Genomic DNA, 15170 nt, shown 5'->3' with positions numbered 1-15170 from the left:
GCATACCGGCCGCCGATTCGGGCAGCGGGCGCCGTGAACCGATCCGCGCGACGAGACGGAAAGTGAGGCGGCCATGGCCGACACGCCTTCGAGCCCGCTCAAGGACAAGAACTACAACCTGGTGACCGTGCTGCAGCTCTCGCTGGAGAACGCCTGGCAGATGCAGACCTACATCGAGGACGCCGAGCGGCAGGGCGACAGCGAGCTGGCCTCCTGGTTCCGCCGCATCCAGGAGAACAGCCAGAAGGCCGGCGAGCAGGGCAAGCAGATGCTTCTCCAGCGGCTGCAGAAGGAGAACGGTTGAGCGCTTCCGCTCAGCGGTTCGACTTCCCGGTCGAGCCCCGGTTCGCCCGCCCGCTCGCCCTGATGGGCGTGCGGGCGGACCGCGCTCATGTCGAGGTGACCGAGCGCGAACTGCGCGTGCGCTTCGGGCCGTGGCGGGTGCGCACGCCCCGCTCCAACGTGACCGGTTTCCAGATCGGCGGCCCCTACCGCTGGTGGCGGGTGATCGGCCCGCACCTGTCGCTGGCCGACGGCGGGCTGACCCTGGGCACCAACACACGGCGCGGCGTGTGCCTGGAACTGCGCGTCCCGGTGCGCGGCATGGAACCGCTGGGCCTGGTCCGGCACCGCGGGATCACGGTCACCGTCGCCGACCCCGACGCCCTGGTGCGGGCCCTGGGCCTGTGACCCCGCCCCGCGGCGGGAGCCGGGCGCGGCCGCGGGCGGGCGGGGCCTCGCACCGCCCGGCGCCCCGCGGCCGCGGGGCCGACTCAGCCCACGGGCGAGACGTAGTTCTCCAGCATCTCCGAGCCGAAGGCCTCCTTGTGCACGACGAGCCCGCCGACGGCGTCGGCGTCGGGCTTGAGCACGTGGCTCTGGCGGGCGGCCGAGGCATCCCAGATGGACAGGTCCATGTCGACGCCGTAGGGGTTGTCGTACTGGCTCTGGGACCGGTGGGCGCTGGTGATGCCGTCGCGGGTGAGGTCGCCGTTCTCGCACGCGGTCCTCAGGGCGTCGCCGATCAGCACCGCGGAGGAGTAGCCGGAGATCACCGCGGTGTCCAGCGGGTCCTCGGGGTAGGCGGCGGAGTAGTCGTCGGCCAGCCGCTGCACCTCATCGACGTCAGCGGCGATGGGCAGGCCGGCGTTCATCGAGTAGAAGTTCTCCAGCAGCGGCTCGGCCGCGGGCGTCTCCAGCAGTTGCGGGGCGAAGCCGGAGTTGCTGGCGACGATCGGCACGTCCATCCCCCGCGCGGCGGCGACGCTGGCCAGCGAGGCCGACTGCTCCGGCCCCGCGCTCATCAGGACCGCGTCGACGTCGGAGTCCTCCAGCGCCGACACCGCCGCGGTCATGTCGGTGTCGCTGGAGGTGATGCGCTGCTCCACGAGCTGGATGCCCTCGGTCTCGGCGGCGTAGACGGCGCCGTGCAGCGCGCTCTCGCCGTAGTCGCCCTCGAAGTAGACGTGGCCGATCGCGTCGCCGGACTCGATCCCGTGGTCCTCCATCAGGAACTGGACGGCGTTGATCATGTCGACGTCGTAGGTGGTCCCGGTGACCTGGATGTACTGGCTGCCCAGCAGCGCGGTCGACCAGGCCTGCGGGATGGTGAGGACGTGGTCCTCGCCGATGCGGTCCTTGACCGCCATCACCATGGGCGAGCCGAGGAACTGCGGGAACGCGGCCACATCCGAGGAGATCTCGGTGTAGTTGGCCACGGCCTGCTGCACGTCGTAGCCGTGGTCGCGGACGACGACCTCCACCTGCCTGCCGCAGATCCCGCCGTCCTCGTTGACCTGCTGGAAGTACAACTGCTGCGCCTGGGTCAGGCTCTTGCCCAGCGCCGCGTAGACGTTGGTCATGTCGGTCATCAGGCCGACGGTGACGGTGTCCTCGGTGACGCCAGGACCCATGGCCACGCCCTCGTCGTCGACCCCGCCCTCCCCGTCGGAGGCCTTGGAGCTGCACGCGGTGAGCACGAGGGCGAGCGCGGCCGCGGCCGCCACGCCGGCGTGCAGTCGGCGCGGTCTCGATGCGGTGGTGCCGGTGGAGGTCATCGTGTCTTCTCCTTGTCGTCGGAGGGGGGAGGTGCGCTGTTCGGGCGAGGGCGCGCCACTGCGTCGCGGCAGCGTTGCCACAGCGGGAGCAGGCCGCCGGGGATGAAGAGCACGACGGCGACGACGGCCGCGCCGTAGAGGATGCGGGCCGCCTCGGCGGGGGCGAGCCCGTCACCGGTGCCGGCGGCGACGACCAGCGGCAGGGAGTCGGCGTAGCGGGTGAGGACCTGGGGCAGCAGGGCGACGAACACGCCGCCGAGCACGGCGCCGCCGACGGAGCCCAGCCCGCCGATGACGATCATCGCCAGGTAGTCCAGGGACAGGAAGAGGTCGAAGTAGTCGGGGACCGTCTGCTGGAACACCAGGGCCAGCAGCACACCGGACAGCCCGGCGTACATCGAGGACAGCACGAAGACGCCGGCGCGGTACCGGGCGACCGGGATGCCGATGACCGCGGCCGCGGTCGGATGGTCGCGGATGGTGTTCATGGCCCGCCCCGGCCGGCCGCGCAGGACCCCGCGGGCGAACAGCGCCGAGCCGGCGGCCAGGGCCAGCCCCAGGTACCACAGCCGCTCCAGCGCGCCGAAGGGCACGCCGGCCAGGACGAGCTCGGGGGTGTCGGCGAAGGAGAGGCCCAGCAGGGTGAACTCCGGTACGATCCGGCCGTTGAAGCCCCCGGTGACCGACGCGGCGTTGAACAGCAGGTGCTGGCCGATGAAGACCAGGGCGATGGAGGCGATGCCGAGGTAGATCCCGCTCACCCGGCCGGCGATCGGGCTGAACGCCAGCCCGGCCAGCCCGGCCAGCAGCACCGCGCCGACCATCGCGACGGGGGTGGGCAGGCCCAGCCCCAGCAGCTCGCCGCCCCCGCCCGCGGGCTCGGCGGCCATCGCCACGTAGCCGTAGGCGCCCACGGCGATGAAGAACGCGTGCCCCAGGGAGAGCTGGCCGGTCGCGCCGGTCAGCAGGTTCAGCCCGATCGCCCCGATGGCGGCCGCCATGGCGAACAGGCCGGCCTGGAGCCAGAAGACCTCGACGTAGAAGGGGATGGCCAGCAGGACCACGGCGGCGGCGGCCGTCAGGTACCCGCCCGGCCTGCGGTACCACGACGGCCGGCCCGGGCCGCCTCCGGCGCCGCCGGCGGCCGCGCGCACCGCGGACTCCGGCGGCGCGGGGTGGGACACGGAGGACTCAGACACGGGCCGTCTCCTTCACGCCGAACAGCCCGGTGGGCCGGATGAGCAGGATGGCGACCATGACGATGAACGGCGCCACTTCGCCCAGCCCGCGCCCGAGGAAGGTCAGGTCCCCCTGGTAGCCGGTGACCAGGGACTCGGTCAGCCCCACGATGAGGCCGCCCGCGAGCGCGCCGTTGGTGGAGTCGAGCCCCCCGATGATCGCGGCGGGGAACGCCTTGATGGCGGCCAGGCTCGTCGCCCGGTCCAGTCCGGGGGTGGGGAACACGGTGAGGAACAGCGCCGCGAGCGCGGCCAGCCCGCCGGCGACCGCCCACGCCGACATCGACACCCGGCCCAGGCGCACGCCCATGAGGGAGGCGGTCTCGTCGTCCTCGGCGGCGGCCCGCATGGACAGCCCCCACGAGGTGTACTTGAACGCGAGCACGAACCCGGTCAGCACCAGGGCGGCGATGACGAATGCGGCGATGCGGGTCTGGGCGATGCTCACCTCGCCGATCCGCACGACCTGGTTCTGCCAGGGATCGCCCATCGCCAGGACGTCGGCGCCGATCATGCGGGTGAGCTGGGCGATGATAACGATGTCGATGCCGATGGTGGCGATCGCCAGGATGTGCCGGTTCTCCGCCTTGGACCGGCGGATCAGCAGGAACTCCAGCGCCGCGCCGAGCACGGCCGCGCCGGCGATCCCCAGGCCCAGCGCCGGCCAGAACCCGATGTGCTGGTGGGTGACCGCGGTGATGTAGCCGCCGACCAGCACCAGTGAGGCGTGCGCGAAGTTCACGACCTCCGTGGCGCGGTAGATGATCACGAAGCCCAGCGCGATCAGCGCGTAGACGGCCCCGATCGAGACGCCGTTGACCAGCAGTTCGAGAAGCTTTATCACGCTTTAGTCCTTGTCGGTGGGGGGAGTGGCGGGCGCGTCCGGCCCCGCGCCGCGGTCGGCGTCGGCCTCCTCCGCGCCCAGGTAGGCGCGTATGACAGCGGGGTCGCGCTGGATCTCCTCGGGGACGCCGTCGGCGATGCGCCGGCCGAAGTCCAGGACGGTGACGGAGTCGGCGAGCCGCATCACGATGCCCATGTCGTGCTCCACCAGCAGCACCGAGATGCCCAGGCTCCGGCGTACCGCCGCGACCAGTTCGGCCATGACGCGGCGCTCGGCGCTGGTCATGCCGGCGACCGGCTCGTCGAGCAGGAGCAGGCGCGGCTCCATCGCCAGCGCGCGGGCCAGCTCCACCCGCTTCTGGATCCCGTAGGGCAGCAGCCGCACCTCGGTCTCCAGGTGTTCGCGCAGGCCGACGAAGCCGGCGATCTCGCGGACCCGCTCCGCGTGGGCGGCCTCCTCGCCGCGGGCCCGCGGCAGCCGCAGCCCCGCTGAGAGGAAACCGGAGCCGGTGAGCCGGTGCCGACCCGTCAGCAGGTTGCTGCGCACCGTCTGGCTGTGCGAGAGCGCGATGTTCTGGAAGGTCCTGGCCACGCCCACGCCGGCGACGCGGTGCGGCGCCATGGCGGTGAGCTCGTGCCCGCCGAAGCCGACGCGTCCCGATGTCGCCCGGTACACGCCCGACAGTACGTTGAAGCAGGTGGACTTGCCCGCGCCGTTGGGACCGATGATCGCGTGGATCGCGCCGGGAGGCACCGTGAAGCTCACCCGGTCCAGCGCCGTCAGCCCGCCGAAGCGCACGGTGACGTCGCGGACCTCCAGCGCCGGCCCCGGACCGGCCGTCGCCGCGGCCCGCTTCACGACGCCCACCTGGACAGCGTGCGCCCCCGCGCGGCGGACAGCCCCGCCACGGCCTCGTCCTCCTCCAGGCCCTCCTCGCTGACGCCGAGGTAGCGGCGCCGGACCTCGTCGCTGGCGGCCAGCTCGTCCGCGGGTCCGGACAGCACGACCTCGCCGACGTCGAGCACGTAGCCGTCATCGGCCATGCGCAGTGCCAGCGCCGCGTTCTGCTCGACCAGCAGCACGGAGATGCCCTGCCGGTTGATCTCGCCGATCGTGGCCGCGATGCGGGCGGCGATCTGCGGTGCGAGTCCCAGCGTCGGCTCGTCCAGCAGCAGCACCTTCGGCCGGGCCATGAGCGCGCGCCCGATCGCCAGCATCTGCTGCTCGCCCCCGGAGAGCAGTCCCGCGCGCTGGCCGGCGCGCTCACCCAGCACCGGGAACAGCTCCAGCACCCGCGTCCGGATCCGGCGCAGCTCGCCCCTGCCCACTCCGCTCAGCCCGCCGGCCTGGAGGTTCTCCTCCACCGTCATCCGGGCGAACACGCGCCGCCCCTCGGGCACCTGCACGATGCCCCGCCGCACGATCGCGGCGGGGTCCAGCCCGTCCAGCCGTTGGCCGCCGAAGGTGATCCGGCCGGAGTCGATCCCGCCGCGGTGGAAGCGCAGCGTGCCCGAGATCGCGCGCAGCAGCGTCGACTTCCCGGCGCCGTTGGCGCCCAGCACCGCGGCGACGCCGCCCTGGGCGACCTCCAGCGACACCCGCCGCAGGGGGCGCACCGCGCGGCCGTAGTGCACGGCCAGGTCGTGGACGGTCAGCGATCCGCCGCTCATCGGCGCCCTCCGGATCTCTTCCGCGCAGGTGCGGGTCGCGGCGCGACCGCGCCCTCAGCCTCCGGTCCGCTCCATGGAACTGAATGACGATTCATTGATGTCCATCCCGCTCAATGTCTTGAAGTTCGGGTCGGTTTGAATCAATATTCAGGGCTAGATGTGAAGTGCTTCACAAGAAGGTCGTGGCGATCGTAGCTGAATTGTGATCTAGGTCACATGATGGAAATGGGGGACGGGCGCCCGGTGCGGGCGGACGGGCGGGGAGGCCGCATCCGCGGGGCGCACCGGACCGGGACCGCGGGCCGGCCCTATCGTTGGGCGGGTCCGCGCTGCTCCGCGGCCGTGTTACGGAGCAGCGCGGAGGCGATGACGCGTGCGGAGGCGCGGTCGCGACGACGCGCGAAACGACAACCGGATGACGCGGCGGCCCCGCCACCCCTGGGCGGGGCGGCCGCGTCGGGACTGGAGGGAACCATGACCGTGGACGCCCATCGGGGGGCGGCCGACAAGGAGGCGCGGCCCTCCAGGGACCGCCTGCTGACGTCGGCGGAACAGCTCTTCGGGGAGCGCACGTACCGCGACACGACGGTCGCGGGCATCTGCTCCCGCGCGGGAATCGCCACGGGGAGCTTCTATTCGCACTTCGAGTCGAAGCAGGAGATCTTCTCGGCGGTCGTCGACCGCATCAACGCCGACGTGCGCGCCGCCATGCGCAGGGCGATGGAGGCCCACGGCACCAGCACCCAGCGCGACGTCGAACGCGCCGGGTTCCGGGCCTACTGCGATGTCATATCGCAGCGCCCGTGGATCCACCGGATCATCCGCGAGGCCGAGTTCGTCGTCCCCGGGCAGTTCCGCGAGTACTACGAGACGCTGACGCGGCGCTTCGCGCGCGGAGTGCGCCGGGCCCAGATGGCCGGCGACATCGACCCCGGGTTCGATCCCGAGGTCATCGCCTACCTCTACACCGGGATGGGCAACTTCGTGGGCATGCGCTGGGCCGAGTGGACCGGGGGCGGGAGGGTCCCCGACGACGTCCTCGACGACGTCTTCGCGCTGCTGGCCCACGGCCTGCCACCGCGCGGGGCGGCCTGAAGGCCCGCTCCGGGAGGGGGCTCGCGCGGGTGCGGTTCTCTCATGTGGCCGAAGGCTCCGTGAGGTGGACGTCGCATCCGCGCGTGCAGCAGGCCCGCCTTGGGTACGGACCGGAGCCGCGGTTTCGGTCCGTACCACAGAACACCCGGTGTGCTTCGCGCGGAGCCGGGCGCCCCGCCCACGGGCCCTCGGCCGCACGGCGGGCCGCCCGTTCTCCGCGGATCCTTGTGGTCGAGGTTCCCCCGGTGGTCGAGAGCGGCGGGTACGGTTCCCGTTCACCGCGAACCCTGTGATCGAGCCTCAAACCCTCCGGTGGGCAAGGGCGTCCGCCGCATGGGCCCCGGACACCAGGAGCCGGGCCGTCCGCTCCCGGATCTCGGGGGTGTCCAGGCCGCGCACGGTGACGGTGGTGCGCCGGCGCAGGACGTCGTCGGGCGTGGCGGCCCACTCGTTGTCGCGTGCGAACACCGCCTGGGCCCAGATGTCGGGCCCGTCGGGGTGGATGCGCTCGCCCAGCGCAGGGTCGGCGCGCACCAGCGCGGCGATGTCCAGGGCCAGGCTGCCGTAGTGCGAGGCCAGGTGCCGGGCCACCAGCGCGTCCATGCGCGCACCGGGCTCCCGGTCGACCAGCAGCCGGTGGGTGATGGCGTCGGGGGCCCCGATCCCTGGCAGCGGCACCGTCCTGAGCGGCGGCGTCATGTCCTCGGCCAGCGGGACGGCCGAGAGCCGGCGCAGGCGCTCGATGACGCCGCGGCCGATGTGGCGGTAGGTCGTCCACTTGCCGCCGGCGACCGAGAGCATGCCGCCGCGGCCCTCGCTCACCACCGTCTCGCGCTTGGCCGCGCTCGTGCCGCCGGGGCCGCCCGGCAGCACCCGCAGCCCGGCGAAGGCGTAGGTGATGTTCGAGGGGTCCAGGAAGTGCGACTCGATGCCCAGGCCGGCCTCGTCGAGGATCTGGTCGATGTCGGTGCCCACCGCGCCGACCTCGGCCGGGTCGCCGTCGTACTCCTCGTCGGTGGTGCCCAGCAGCAGGTGCCCCTCCCACGGGATCGCGAACGAGACGCGGAACCGGTCCACCGGGATGGTCAGCGCCGCGCGCCAGGGCCGCTGCGTCCTCAGCACCACGTGGGCCCCCTTGGACAGCCGCACGCTCGGTGCGGCGGAGGGGTCCTCCATGCGGCGCAGGTGGTCCACCCACGGCCCCGTGGCGTTGAGCACCAGGCGCGCGTCGACGCCGAACTCCGCGCCGCCGAACCGGTCGCGCACCTCCGCGCCGCTGACCCGCCCGTGCGTCCTGCGCAGCCCGACCACCTCGGCGTGGTTGAGCACGACGGCGCCGGCGTCCACGGCCGCGCGCACCGTCATCACGGCCATGCGGCTGTCGTTCATCTGGTGGTCGTGGTAGGCGGCGACGGAGCGCAGCCCCTCGGTGCGCAGCGACGGCACCAACCGCCGGGCCCTGGCCGGGGAGATGACCCGGCCGACGCCGTCGCCGAACGCCGACAGCGCCGAGTACAGGAAGACGCCGGCGCCCAGCTTCGCCGCGCCGTGCGGGCCGCCCTTGTAGACCGGGACCAGGAACGGCATGGGGTTGACCAGGTGCGGCGCGACGTCGGCGGCCAGGGAGCGGCGCTCCCGGTGGTTCTCGGCGACCAGCCGCACGTTGCCGGTCTGCAGGTAGCGCAGGCCGCCGTGCACCAGCTTGGAGGAGGCGCTGGAGGTGGCGCCGGCGAAGTCGCCGGCGTCGACCATCGCCACGCGCAGGCCGGCCTGGGTCGCCATCCACGCCACGGCCGTGCCGAGGATCCCGCCGCCGATGACGAGCAGGTCGAAGGTTCCGCGTGCGAGCTCAGCGCGGGCCTGGGCCCGGGCGTCGTCGAGTCCGAGGGGGGTGGGCGTGCTGATCATGGCCGTGCTTCCTGTCCGATCCTTAGCGTCGCCTCTGCGTGAACGACGGTTCTCGCGTACGCGATTATGTCGGCCACTGTACGACATTGCCGAACGCTCAATCGAAATGATGCCTCCGGGGCGGAGAGGTGTCAACCGTCTTCGGCGGGCGCCGGCGCTCAGCGCCGGTTCTCGCCCAGGTCCCTGGAGATCGCGCGGGCGGCGTCGCGCACGTAGGAGACGATGTCGCGGCGCGGCTCGCGGTCGTCGCACAGCCGCTCGACGGCGCCCGAGACGCCGATGGCCCCGACCGTGTGCCCGCGGCCGTCGCGGATCGGCGCCGCGACCGACACCTCGCCCTCCACCATCTCCTCCAGGTCGCAGGCCCATCCGCGGTCGCGGACCCCGGCCAGCTCGGCCAGCAGATGCCCGCCCGAGGTGATGGTGCGGGAGGTGAAGGCCTTCAGGTCGGCCATCTCCTCGGGGGCGCCGGCGGTGTGCGGTGCGTAGGCCAGCAGCACCTTGCCCAGCGCCGTTGCGTGCACGGGCAGCAGCGCGCCGACGTCGAGCACCTGGAAGCTGTCGTCGGGCCGGAAGACGTGGTGCACGAGCAGGACCTGCTCCTCGTGCGGGACGCCGATGCGCACGCTCTCCCCGCTGCGGGTGGCCAGGGCGTCGGACCAGTTCAGCGCGCGCGTGCGCAGCTCGTTGACGTCGAGGTAGCTGTTGCCCAGGTGCAGCAGCGCGGCCCCCAGGTGGTACTTGCCGCTGTGCTCCTCCTGCTCCACGAAGCCCACGTGCTGCAGCGTCCGCAGAATGCCGTGCACCGTGGCCTTGGGCAGGCCCAGCGCCGTGGCCAGCTCCGCCACCCCGAGCCGGCGCCCCGCGGCGGCGAGCAGGCGCAGGACGGCGGCGGCGCGTTCGACTGACTGGATTCTCCCCGGCACTCCATCATCCTATCGACACGGCGTTCGACATTGTCGAAAACAAGCCTGGCATATTCGCGGCACCGGGCCGGATCCCGCCGGGGCGGCGCCGCCCCGGCACGGGCCCGGCGGCACGCCCGGACCGGCGCTGTAAGCCGATCGGAAGCGGAACCGAAGCGCCGACCGCGAGAATCGGCTACGAACCGCGCGGGGGCTTCACGCCACCGGAACAAGGGGCATTCCGAGGGGGCCCGCGCGGTTCACCCCGCGTCCGGCGGCGCGGGAGAGGGACAGGGCGGGGGGACCGGCCGCGGCGCCCGCGGCGTCTTCGGTGATGTCACAGGGGCGCACTACGTTGACGTCCGATTGGAAGGCCCGTCGGTGGGAAGAAACAGCAAAAGCGTGCCGGCCGCCGGGGAGTCCCCACGCGCGGACGCGTCGCCGAGTCCGAGGAGGAGCATGCTCACCCAAGCCCGGTACACGGCGGACGGGGCCGGTCTGCGGCCGATCGATTCCGGGGAGGCGGCGTGAATCGGGTTCTCGGGGTGCTGGTGACCTCGGCCGCCTGCGGTTTCGCGGCGGTCGCCGCGTCAGTGGCCACGCTGGGGTTCGTGTGGTGGCTGTGGGCGTGGTGGGCCGTTCTCGCGGCCGTGACGGTCACGCTGCTGCTGTCGGCGCGCAGCCTCGAACGGGCGGCCTCCTGCTGACGACCCCCGGGCGCCCGGACGCCCGGAGCGGCGCCGGATGTGGTGCACGGTACTCGCAGCGGGCCGCGCCGCCATAGGCCGCGGTCACGCCGTCGCCGGCGTCCGCGGCGCCATGGACGACGCGGTCGCACCCGAGCGCCGGCTCTGGGAGGGGCTGCGCTCGTTCTTCCACTTCGTCGCCGAGCACCGGGACAGCTGGGCGGTGCTCTACCAGCAGGCGCGGGTGTCGGGGGAGCCGTTCTCCTCCGATGTCGTCCGTGCCCGCCGGCGCGTCATGGAAGAGGTGGACGCGCTGGCGGTGCGCGCGACGACGCTGCCGTGCGGGCGTCGGGTGATCTCGGCCAAGGACGCCGACGTGGTCGCCCACGTGGTGGTCGGGGCCGCCGACTCCCTCACCGACTGGCTGCTGGACCACCCCGAGGAGTCGCCCGAGACCCTGGCCCTGCGGGTCATGAACCTCGCCTGGGTCGGCATGCAGCGCCTCATCGAGGGCGACGTCTGGAGGCCGTGACCCCGGGGGAAGCCGCGCGGGCCGCTACTCGACGACCTTGCCCGGGTTGAGGATGCCGCGCGGGTCGAACACCCGCTTGATGCCGGCGTGCAGGCGCGCGCCCAGCGGCCCGACCTCCTCGGCGAGCCACCGCCGCTTCAGCAGGCCGACTCCGTGCTCGCCGGTGATGGTGCCGCCCAGCGACAGCCCCAGCTCCATGATCGCGCCGAAGACCAGTTCGGCGTGGCGCACCTGCTCAGGGTCGTCCCGGTCGAAGATGACAGTGGGGTGCATGTTGCCGTCGCCCGCGTGCCCGGAGCACGTCGTGACCAGCCCGTGCTCGGCGCCGAGCGCGGCGACGCCCTCCACCAGCTCGGCCATCCGGGAGCGCGGCACGCACACGTCGTCGACCAGGTTGGTGCCCAGGCGCTCCAACGCGACGTGCACCATCCTGCGGGCCTGCAGGAGCGTGCGCGATTCGGCGGCGCTCTCCGCCTCGATCACGTCGAGCGCACCGTGGTCGGCGAACACGCCGGCGAACTCGGCGATGTCGGAGGCCGCCCGCTCGCCGCGGTCGGACTGCACCAGCAGCATCGCGCCGGCCTCGGCGGGCAGGCCCATGTCCCGGTGGTCGTTGACCGCGGCGATCGTCGGCCCGTCCATGAGCTCCAGCAGGGACGGCCGCAGCCGCGTGCTCATCACGCCCGCCACGGCCTTGGCGGCGTCGGCGACGGAGGGGAACGTGGCGACCGCGGTCAGGGCGGCCTCGGGCGCGGGGACCAGGCCGACCGTGACCTCGGTGACGACCCCGAGCGTCCCCTCGGACCCGCAGACCAGGCGGGTCAGGTCGTAGCCGGCCACCCCCTTCGCGGTGCGCCGCCCGGTGCGCAGGACCTCGCCGCCGGGCAGCACGACCTCCAGCCCGCGCACGAAGTCGGCGGTGACCCCGTACTTCACGCAGCACAGCCCGCCGGCGTTGGTGGCGACGTTGCCGCCGATGGTCGACACCTCCCAGGAGGAGGGGTCAGGAGGGTAGAACAGGCCGTGCTCGGCCGCCGCGGCGGAGAGCGCGGAGTTGACCACGCCGGGCTGGACCACGGCGGTCTGCTCATCGGGGTCGACGCGCACGATCGCGTCCATGCGCTCCAGTGACAGCAGCACGCAGCCGTCCACGGCGTTGGCCCCGCCGGACAGGCCCGTGCGCGCCCCCTGCGGCACGACCGGCGCCCCCAGCTCGTGCGCGACGGCCAGGACGCGGCGGACGTCGTCGGTGCCGCGGGCGCGCACCAGCGCGGCGGCGGTGCCCGCGGAGCCGAAGGCCGCCTCGTCGCGGCCGTGGGCGGCGAGCACGTCCGGATCGGTCGTGACGGCGTCGGCGCCCAGCGCGTCGCGCAGGCGTCCGCGCAGCTCGGGATGCTCGCGGGGCGTGGAGGACGATGTCATGGAGGGTCTCCCGTGCTGGTCGCCGCAGTCGGTCACCGCGTAACCGTACCCCCGGCCGCGCGCCGTTCGCGCACCTGGTCGGGGGTCTCGGGGATGTACAGCACGGCGACCAGGCTGACCAGGCCGACCGCGGCCATGTAAGCCGACACCGGAATGACCGCGTGACCACCGGTTTCGACGTGGCCTCTCCAGTTACCGATAAGCCGTTTCGATCGTCGGACCAGGCTGGACCAGGCGAACCCATCCCAGTCGTGGGAGGCGTAGCCGGTGCCGGACAGCCACGCCCGAATGCCCTCGGCCGGATAGTCGATCGTGGTGGAGGGCAGTACGCGAGGATCAGCCCATTGGAGCTTGCCGCATTTGTGGGGTTCGGCGTTGAACGGCTCGCCCGTCCACGTTTCGGTGTGGAGGAACATGCCGACCCGGGCGAGATCCGCGCGCTGCCGGTGGTGGACGACCGCGGCGAGAGCGAGATCGTCGGGGTCGATGGTGACCCCGACCTCCTCGTGTGCTTCGCGGGCCGCGCCGTGCGGGATCGGTTCGCCTTCGTCGAGGTGGCCGGAGGGCAGGTGGAGCATGCCGTCGCAGTATCCGGTGCCTTGGCGTTCCAGGAGCAGGATCTCGCCGTCGCGTTGCAGGATCACGTGGACGTCGATGATGCTGCGGTAGCGCTCCGGCATGCTCGACCTCTCAGGCGGCGGGTTCCTGGTGTTTCTGTGACCATAGCGCGCCGATGGTGCTTGCGAGGTGTGAAATCGTCTTCTCCACACCGGGGGCGGTGTCGACCACCAGTGTCGTGATCCCGGCCTGCTCCAGTAGCGGGATCACCTCCCGGTACAGGGTGACCTCTCTGTCGGTGTTGGCGGGGTCGTTCTCGAATCGGCCGTGCGAGCCCCGTGCGGCCAGCCTGCCGTGCAGGACCTCGGCGGGCGCGGTCAGGATCACGTTCAAGTCGGGCGGGTTGGCGTGGGCGTTGAGACCCTGCACGAACTCCTTGGGGACCCGGTCGATCCCGGCTTGCAGCACCAGGGACGAGGCGATGTAGCGGTCGCACAGCACCAGCCGCCCCTCGGCGAGCGCGGGTCGGATCTCGGTCAGCCGCAACCCCGTCGTTTCAGGTCCGGTGCTCCTTCCACCGCGCGGCGGCCTGGGCAACGCCCACCGTCCATGGGTTCGGATCGGCTTCGGCGATCCCCGCCCAGAGCCGGGACTGGACCCGGGCGAATACGGCGAGCGCGTCGTCGTCGCCCTGCTGCCAGGCCGGTACCGTTGCGGCGTGCTGCTCGGCCTCGGCCGGGGTGTGGTCGGCGGTGATCAGCCAGACCACCCAGCACGCCGCGTCAACCCAGGCGGCGGCACGGGTCGGCCACGCCCAGTCGACCAGGAGCGTCCGGCCGCCGTCGCCGACGAGGACGTTGCTGGAGTTGGGGTCGGTGTGCAGCAGCGCGTCGCCGTCGAGTCGGTCCAGGTCGCTTGGGGCGTCGACGTAGTCCCGCCACCGCTCGACCGTTTTCACCGGGACATCGCCGGGGCATGCGGCCTTGCCGAGCAGTGCCAGCGCGTCGGCGACCGCGGGCAGGTCCGGGGAGCCGGGCGTGTAGTCGGCGTGGCGGCCCTCGACGTGCTCCCAGCCGAGTAGATTCCACCCGCCGACGCGGATCTGCCACAGCAGCCGCGGAGCCGCCTCGGCGAGGTGCGGGGCGATGGCGGCCTCCCGGTCCTGTGTCCATGCCTGCGGGTGGCCCAGTGGCAGTCCCTTGACGAACACGGCTCCGTCGAGGCTGTGCACAGTGGCGGCGATACCGGAGTTCAGTCCGCCCCGCGCTGCCTTCACCTTCGTCACGGGGCCGGTGTGCTCCACGACGGCGGCGCGCACCTTATCGGGCAGGTCGGCCCACTGCCGCCGCTGCACTCCCATAGGGGCGCCCCTTCTTCAGACGGTGATGGTGGTGACGAAGCCGAGCGTCGTGAGCCCTTCGGCTTGGCACAGCCGGTCCGATGCGCCGCCGAGCTCGGTCTGCAACAGCTGATAGTCGGCGCCTGCTCGCCGGCCCCAGCGCATGGCGGACCGCCACAGTGCGCGCCCGTGACCGGCGTTACGGTGCTCGGGCAGGACACCGAAGTACTGCGGGAGCAGCCGTACCCTGCCGATGGGATCGGGCAGTGTGGCCATGGGGCCGATCGCGCCGACGATCCGCCCGCCGGTGGCGGCGATGAGAACCGGCCCGTTCAGCGTGCCGGTGCGCATCCGGTCATCGAGTGCTGAGAAGCCCTCGTGCCCCAGGACCTGGGTGAAGGCGGGCCAGGTGGCGCGGATGTCGGCGGGCTGAGCGTGCAACGGGCCGACCTGGTCGCCGTCGGGCGGAGGCTCGATTCCGCGGAAGGTCTTCAACTGGATCCGGCGGCACCGGCCCGCATCCGGATGCGGCTCCTGGGTGAGCCAGAGAATCCGGGCATCACCGGCGCCGTGGTCGGCGGCGAGCTTGCCCGCCTCTTCGCGTGCCCGGCCGGTGTCGAGCAGCCCGTAGTGGTGGACCGTGAGGAGGCTGTTCCCCCGGCCGAGGAGCGTGGGCACCATCATTCGCTCGGGGGCGGCGACAACAGTCTTGACGAGGACCTGCTCGTCTTTGGCGCCGCGCCAGCGGGCGGCCGGATCGTGCGTGAGGAACCGGCCGGTGCCGCTGTTGCCGACGACCTCGCCCCACAGGCCGGGGGTGACGGCATCGGGGTGGACCGGGCCGAGCGTCGGCACGTAGGGAACGGGAAACACCAGTCCCGTCGAGGCGCTGTCGTCGCGCATGCGCACATGCTAC

At 72.6% G+C, this 15170-nt stretch carries 17 protein-coding genes; 5 read left to right on the top strand and 12 right to left on the bottom strand.

What is annotated here, in order from left to right; all coding sequences use genetic code 11:
• Positions 1-73: 73 nt before the first annotated feature.
• Both HDA32_RS15905 and HDA32_RS15900 read left to right on the top strand, forming a co-directional pair.
• A complete protein-coding gene (locus HDA32_RS15905; RefSeq protein ID WP_179643938.1) occupies positions 74-304 on the top strand; it encodes a hypothetical protein in 231 nt (76 codons plus the stop codon).
• Positions 301-690, top strand: coding sequence for a hypothetical protein (locus tag HDA32_RS15900; RefSeq protein ID WP_179643937.1), 390 nt, complete (start codon positions 301-303; stop codon positions 688-690). Before HDA32_RS15905 ends, HDA32_RS15900 begins: the two co-directional genes overlap by 4 nt.
• Before the next feature lie 83 nt (positions 691-773).
• Here the strand turns inward: HDA32_RS15900 and HDA32_RS15895 are convergent, their stop codons facing one another.
• Genes HDA32_RS15895 through HDA32_RS15875 form a run of 5 tightly spaced genes read right to left on the bottom strand, consistent with a single transcriptional unit; the run spans position 774 to position 5809 of the window.
• Positions 774-2057, bottom strand: a complete 1284-nt coding sequence (locus tag HDA32_RS15895; protein ID WP_179643936.1) for an ABC transporter substrate-binding protein — start codon at positions 2055-2057, stop codon at positions 774-776.
• Entirely contained in the window at positions 2054-3256 is a 1203-nt protein-coding gene (locus HDA32_RS15890) for a branched-chain amino acid ABC transporter permease (RefSeq protein ID WP_312863201.1), read from the bottom strand. Before HDA32_RS15890 ends, HDA32_RS15895 begins: the two co-directional genes overlap by 4 nt.
• Positions 3249-4139 (bottom strand): branched-chain amino acid ABC transporter permease, encoded by an 891-nt coding sequence (locus tag HDA32_RS15885; protein ID WP_179643935.1) that lies wholly within the window; start codon positions 4137-4139, stop codon positions 3249-3251. Before HDA32_RS15885 ends, HDA32_RS15890 begins: the two co-directional genes overlap by 8 nt.
• A gap of 3 nt (positions 4140-4142) precedes the next feature.
• Positions 4143-5006 carry an ABC transporter ATP-binding protein gene (locus HDA32_RS15880; protein ID WP_312863200.1) on the bottom strand — a complete coding sequence of 288 codons (864 nt, stop codon included), beginning with the start codon at positions 5004-5006 and terminating at the stop codon, positions 4143-4145.
• The gene (locus tag HDA32_RS15875) at positions 4994-5809 is read right to left on the bottom strand and encodes an ABC transporter ATP-binding protein (RefSeq protein ID WP_179643934.1); all 816 of its coding nucleotides are present in this window, start codon (positions 5807-5809) and stop codon (positions 4994-4996) included. Before HDA32_RS15875 ends, HDA32_RS15880 begins: the two co-directional genes overlap by 13 nt.
• Positions 5810-6283: 474 nt before the next feature.
• Here HDA32_RS15875 and HDA32_RS15870 point away from each other — a divergent pair, with 474 nt between their 5' ends.
• Positions 6284-6904 carry a TetR/AcrR family transcriptional regulator gene (locus tag HDA32_RS15870; protein WP_179643933.1) on the top strand — a complete coding sequence of 207 codons (621 nt, stop codon included), beginning with the start codon at positions 6284-6286 and terminating at the stop codon, positions 6902-6904.
• A 300-nt stretch (positions 6905-7204) separates the two neighbouring features.
• Here the strand turns inward: HDA32_RS15870 and HDA32_RS15865 are convergent, their stop codons facing one another.
• Together HDA32_RS15865 and HDA32_RS15860 are read right to left on the bottom strand one after the other, a co-directional pair.
• Positions 7205-8812, bottom strand: a complete 1608-nt coding sequence (locus tag HDA32_RS15865) for a glycerol-3-phosphate dehydrogenase/oxidase (RefSeq protein ID WP_179643932.1) — start codon at positions 8810-8812, stop codon at positions 7205-7207.
• A 158-nt stretch (positions 8813-8970) separates the two neighbouring features.
• On the bottom strand, positions 8971-9738 hold the full coding sequence (locus tag HDA32_RS15860; protein WP_179643931.1) for an IclR family transcriptional regulator: 768 nt from the start codon (positions 9736-9738) through the stop codon (positions 8971-8973).
• 506 nt (positions 9739-10244) lie between these two features.
• Between HDA32_RS15860 and HDA32_RS15855 the strand changes: the two genes are divergently transcribed.
• Positions 10245-10424: a hypothetical protein gene (locus HDA32_RS15855; RefSeq protein WP_179643930.1), complete on the top strand. Its 180-nt coding sequence runs from the start codon at positions 10245-10247 to the stop codon at positions 10422-10424.
• A 37-nt stretch (positions 10425-10461) separates the two neighbouring features.
• A complete protein-coding gene (locus HDA32_RS15850) occupies positions 10462-10935 on the top strand; it encodes a TetR-type transcription factor C-terminal domain-containing protein (RefSeq protein WP_179643929.1) in 474 nt (157 codons plus the stop codon).
• A 24-nt stretch (positions 10936-10959) separates the two neighbouring features.
• Here the strand turns inward: HDA32_RS15850 and HDA32_RS15845 are convergent, their stop codons facing one another.
• Genes HDA32_RS15845 through HDA32_RS15825 form a run of 5 tightly spaced genes read right to left on the bottom strand, consistent with a single transcriptional unit; the run spans position 10960 to position 15157 of the window.
• Positions 10960-12357, bottom strand: a complete 1398-nt coding sequence (locus tag HDA32_RS15845; protein ID WP_179643928.1) for an FAD-binding oxidoreductase — start codon at positions 12355-12357, stop codon at positions 10960-10962.
• A gap of 32 nt (positions 12358-12389) precedes the next feature.
• Entirely contained in the window at positions 12390-13037 is a 648-nt protein-coding gene (locus HDA32_RS31825; protein ID WP_179643927.1) for an NUDIX hydrolase, read from the bottom strand.
• A gap of 10 nt (positions 13038-13047) precedes the next feature.
• The gene (locus HDA32_RS15835; RefSeq protein WP_218882486.1) at positions 13048-13461 is read right to left on the bottom strand and encodes a dTMP kinase; all 414 of its coding nucleotides are present in this window, start codon (positions 13459-13461) and stop codon (positions 13048-13050) included.
• A 10-nt stretch (positions 13462-13471) separates the two neighbouring features.
• Complete coding sequence (locus HDA32_RS30775; protein WP_179643926.1) at positions 13472-14275, bottom strand: aminoglycoside phosphotransferase; 804 nt, start codon at positions 14273-14275, stop codon at positions 13472-13474.
• 15 nt (positions 14276-14290) lie between these two features.
• The gene (locus HDA32_RS15825; RefSeq protein ID WP_179643925.1) at positions 14291-15157 is read right to left on the bottom strand and encodes a GNAT family N-acetyltransferase; all 867 of its coding nucleotides are present in this window, start codon (positions 15155-15157) and stop codon (positions 14291-14293) included.
• Between the last annotated feature and the right edge of the window lie 13 nt (positions 15158-15170).

It is taken from the genome of Spinactinospora alkalitolerans (genome assembly GCF_013408795.1).
Classification (GTDB): Bacteria; Actinomycetota; Actinomycetes; order Streptosporangiales; family Streptosporangiaceae; genus Spinactinospora; species Spinactinospora alkalitolerans.
Note: the sequence above shows the minus strand (reverse complement) of the source record. Positions and strands in the feature narration are given on the sequence as shown.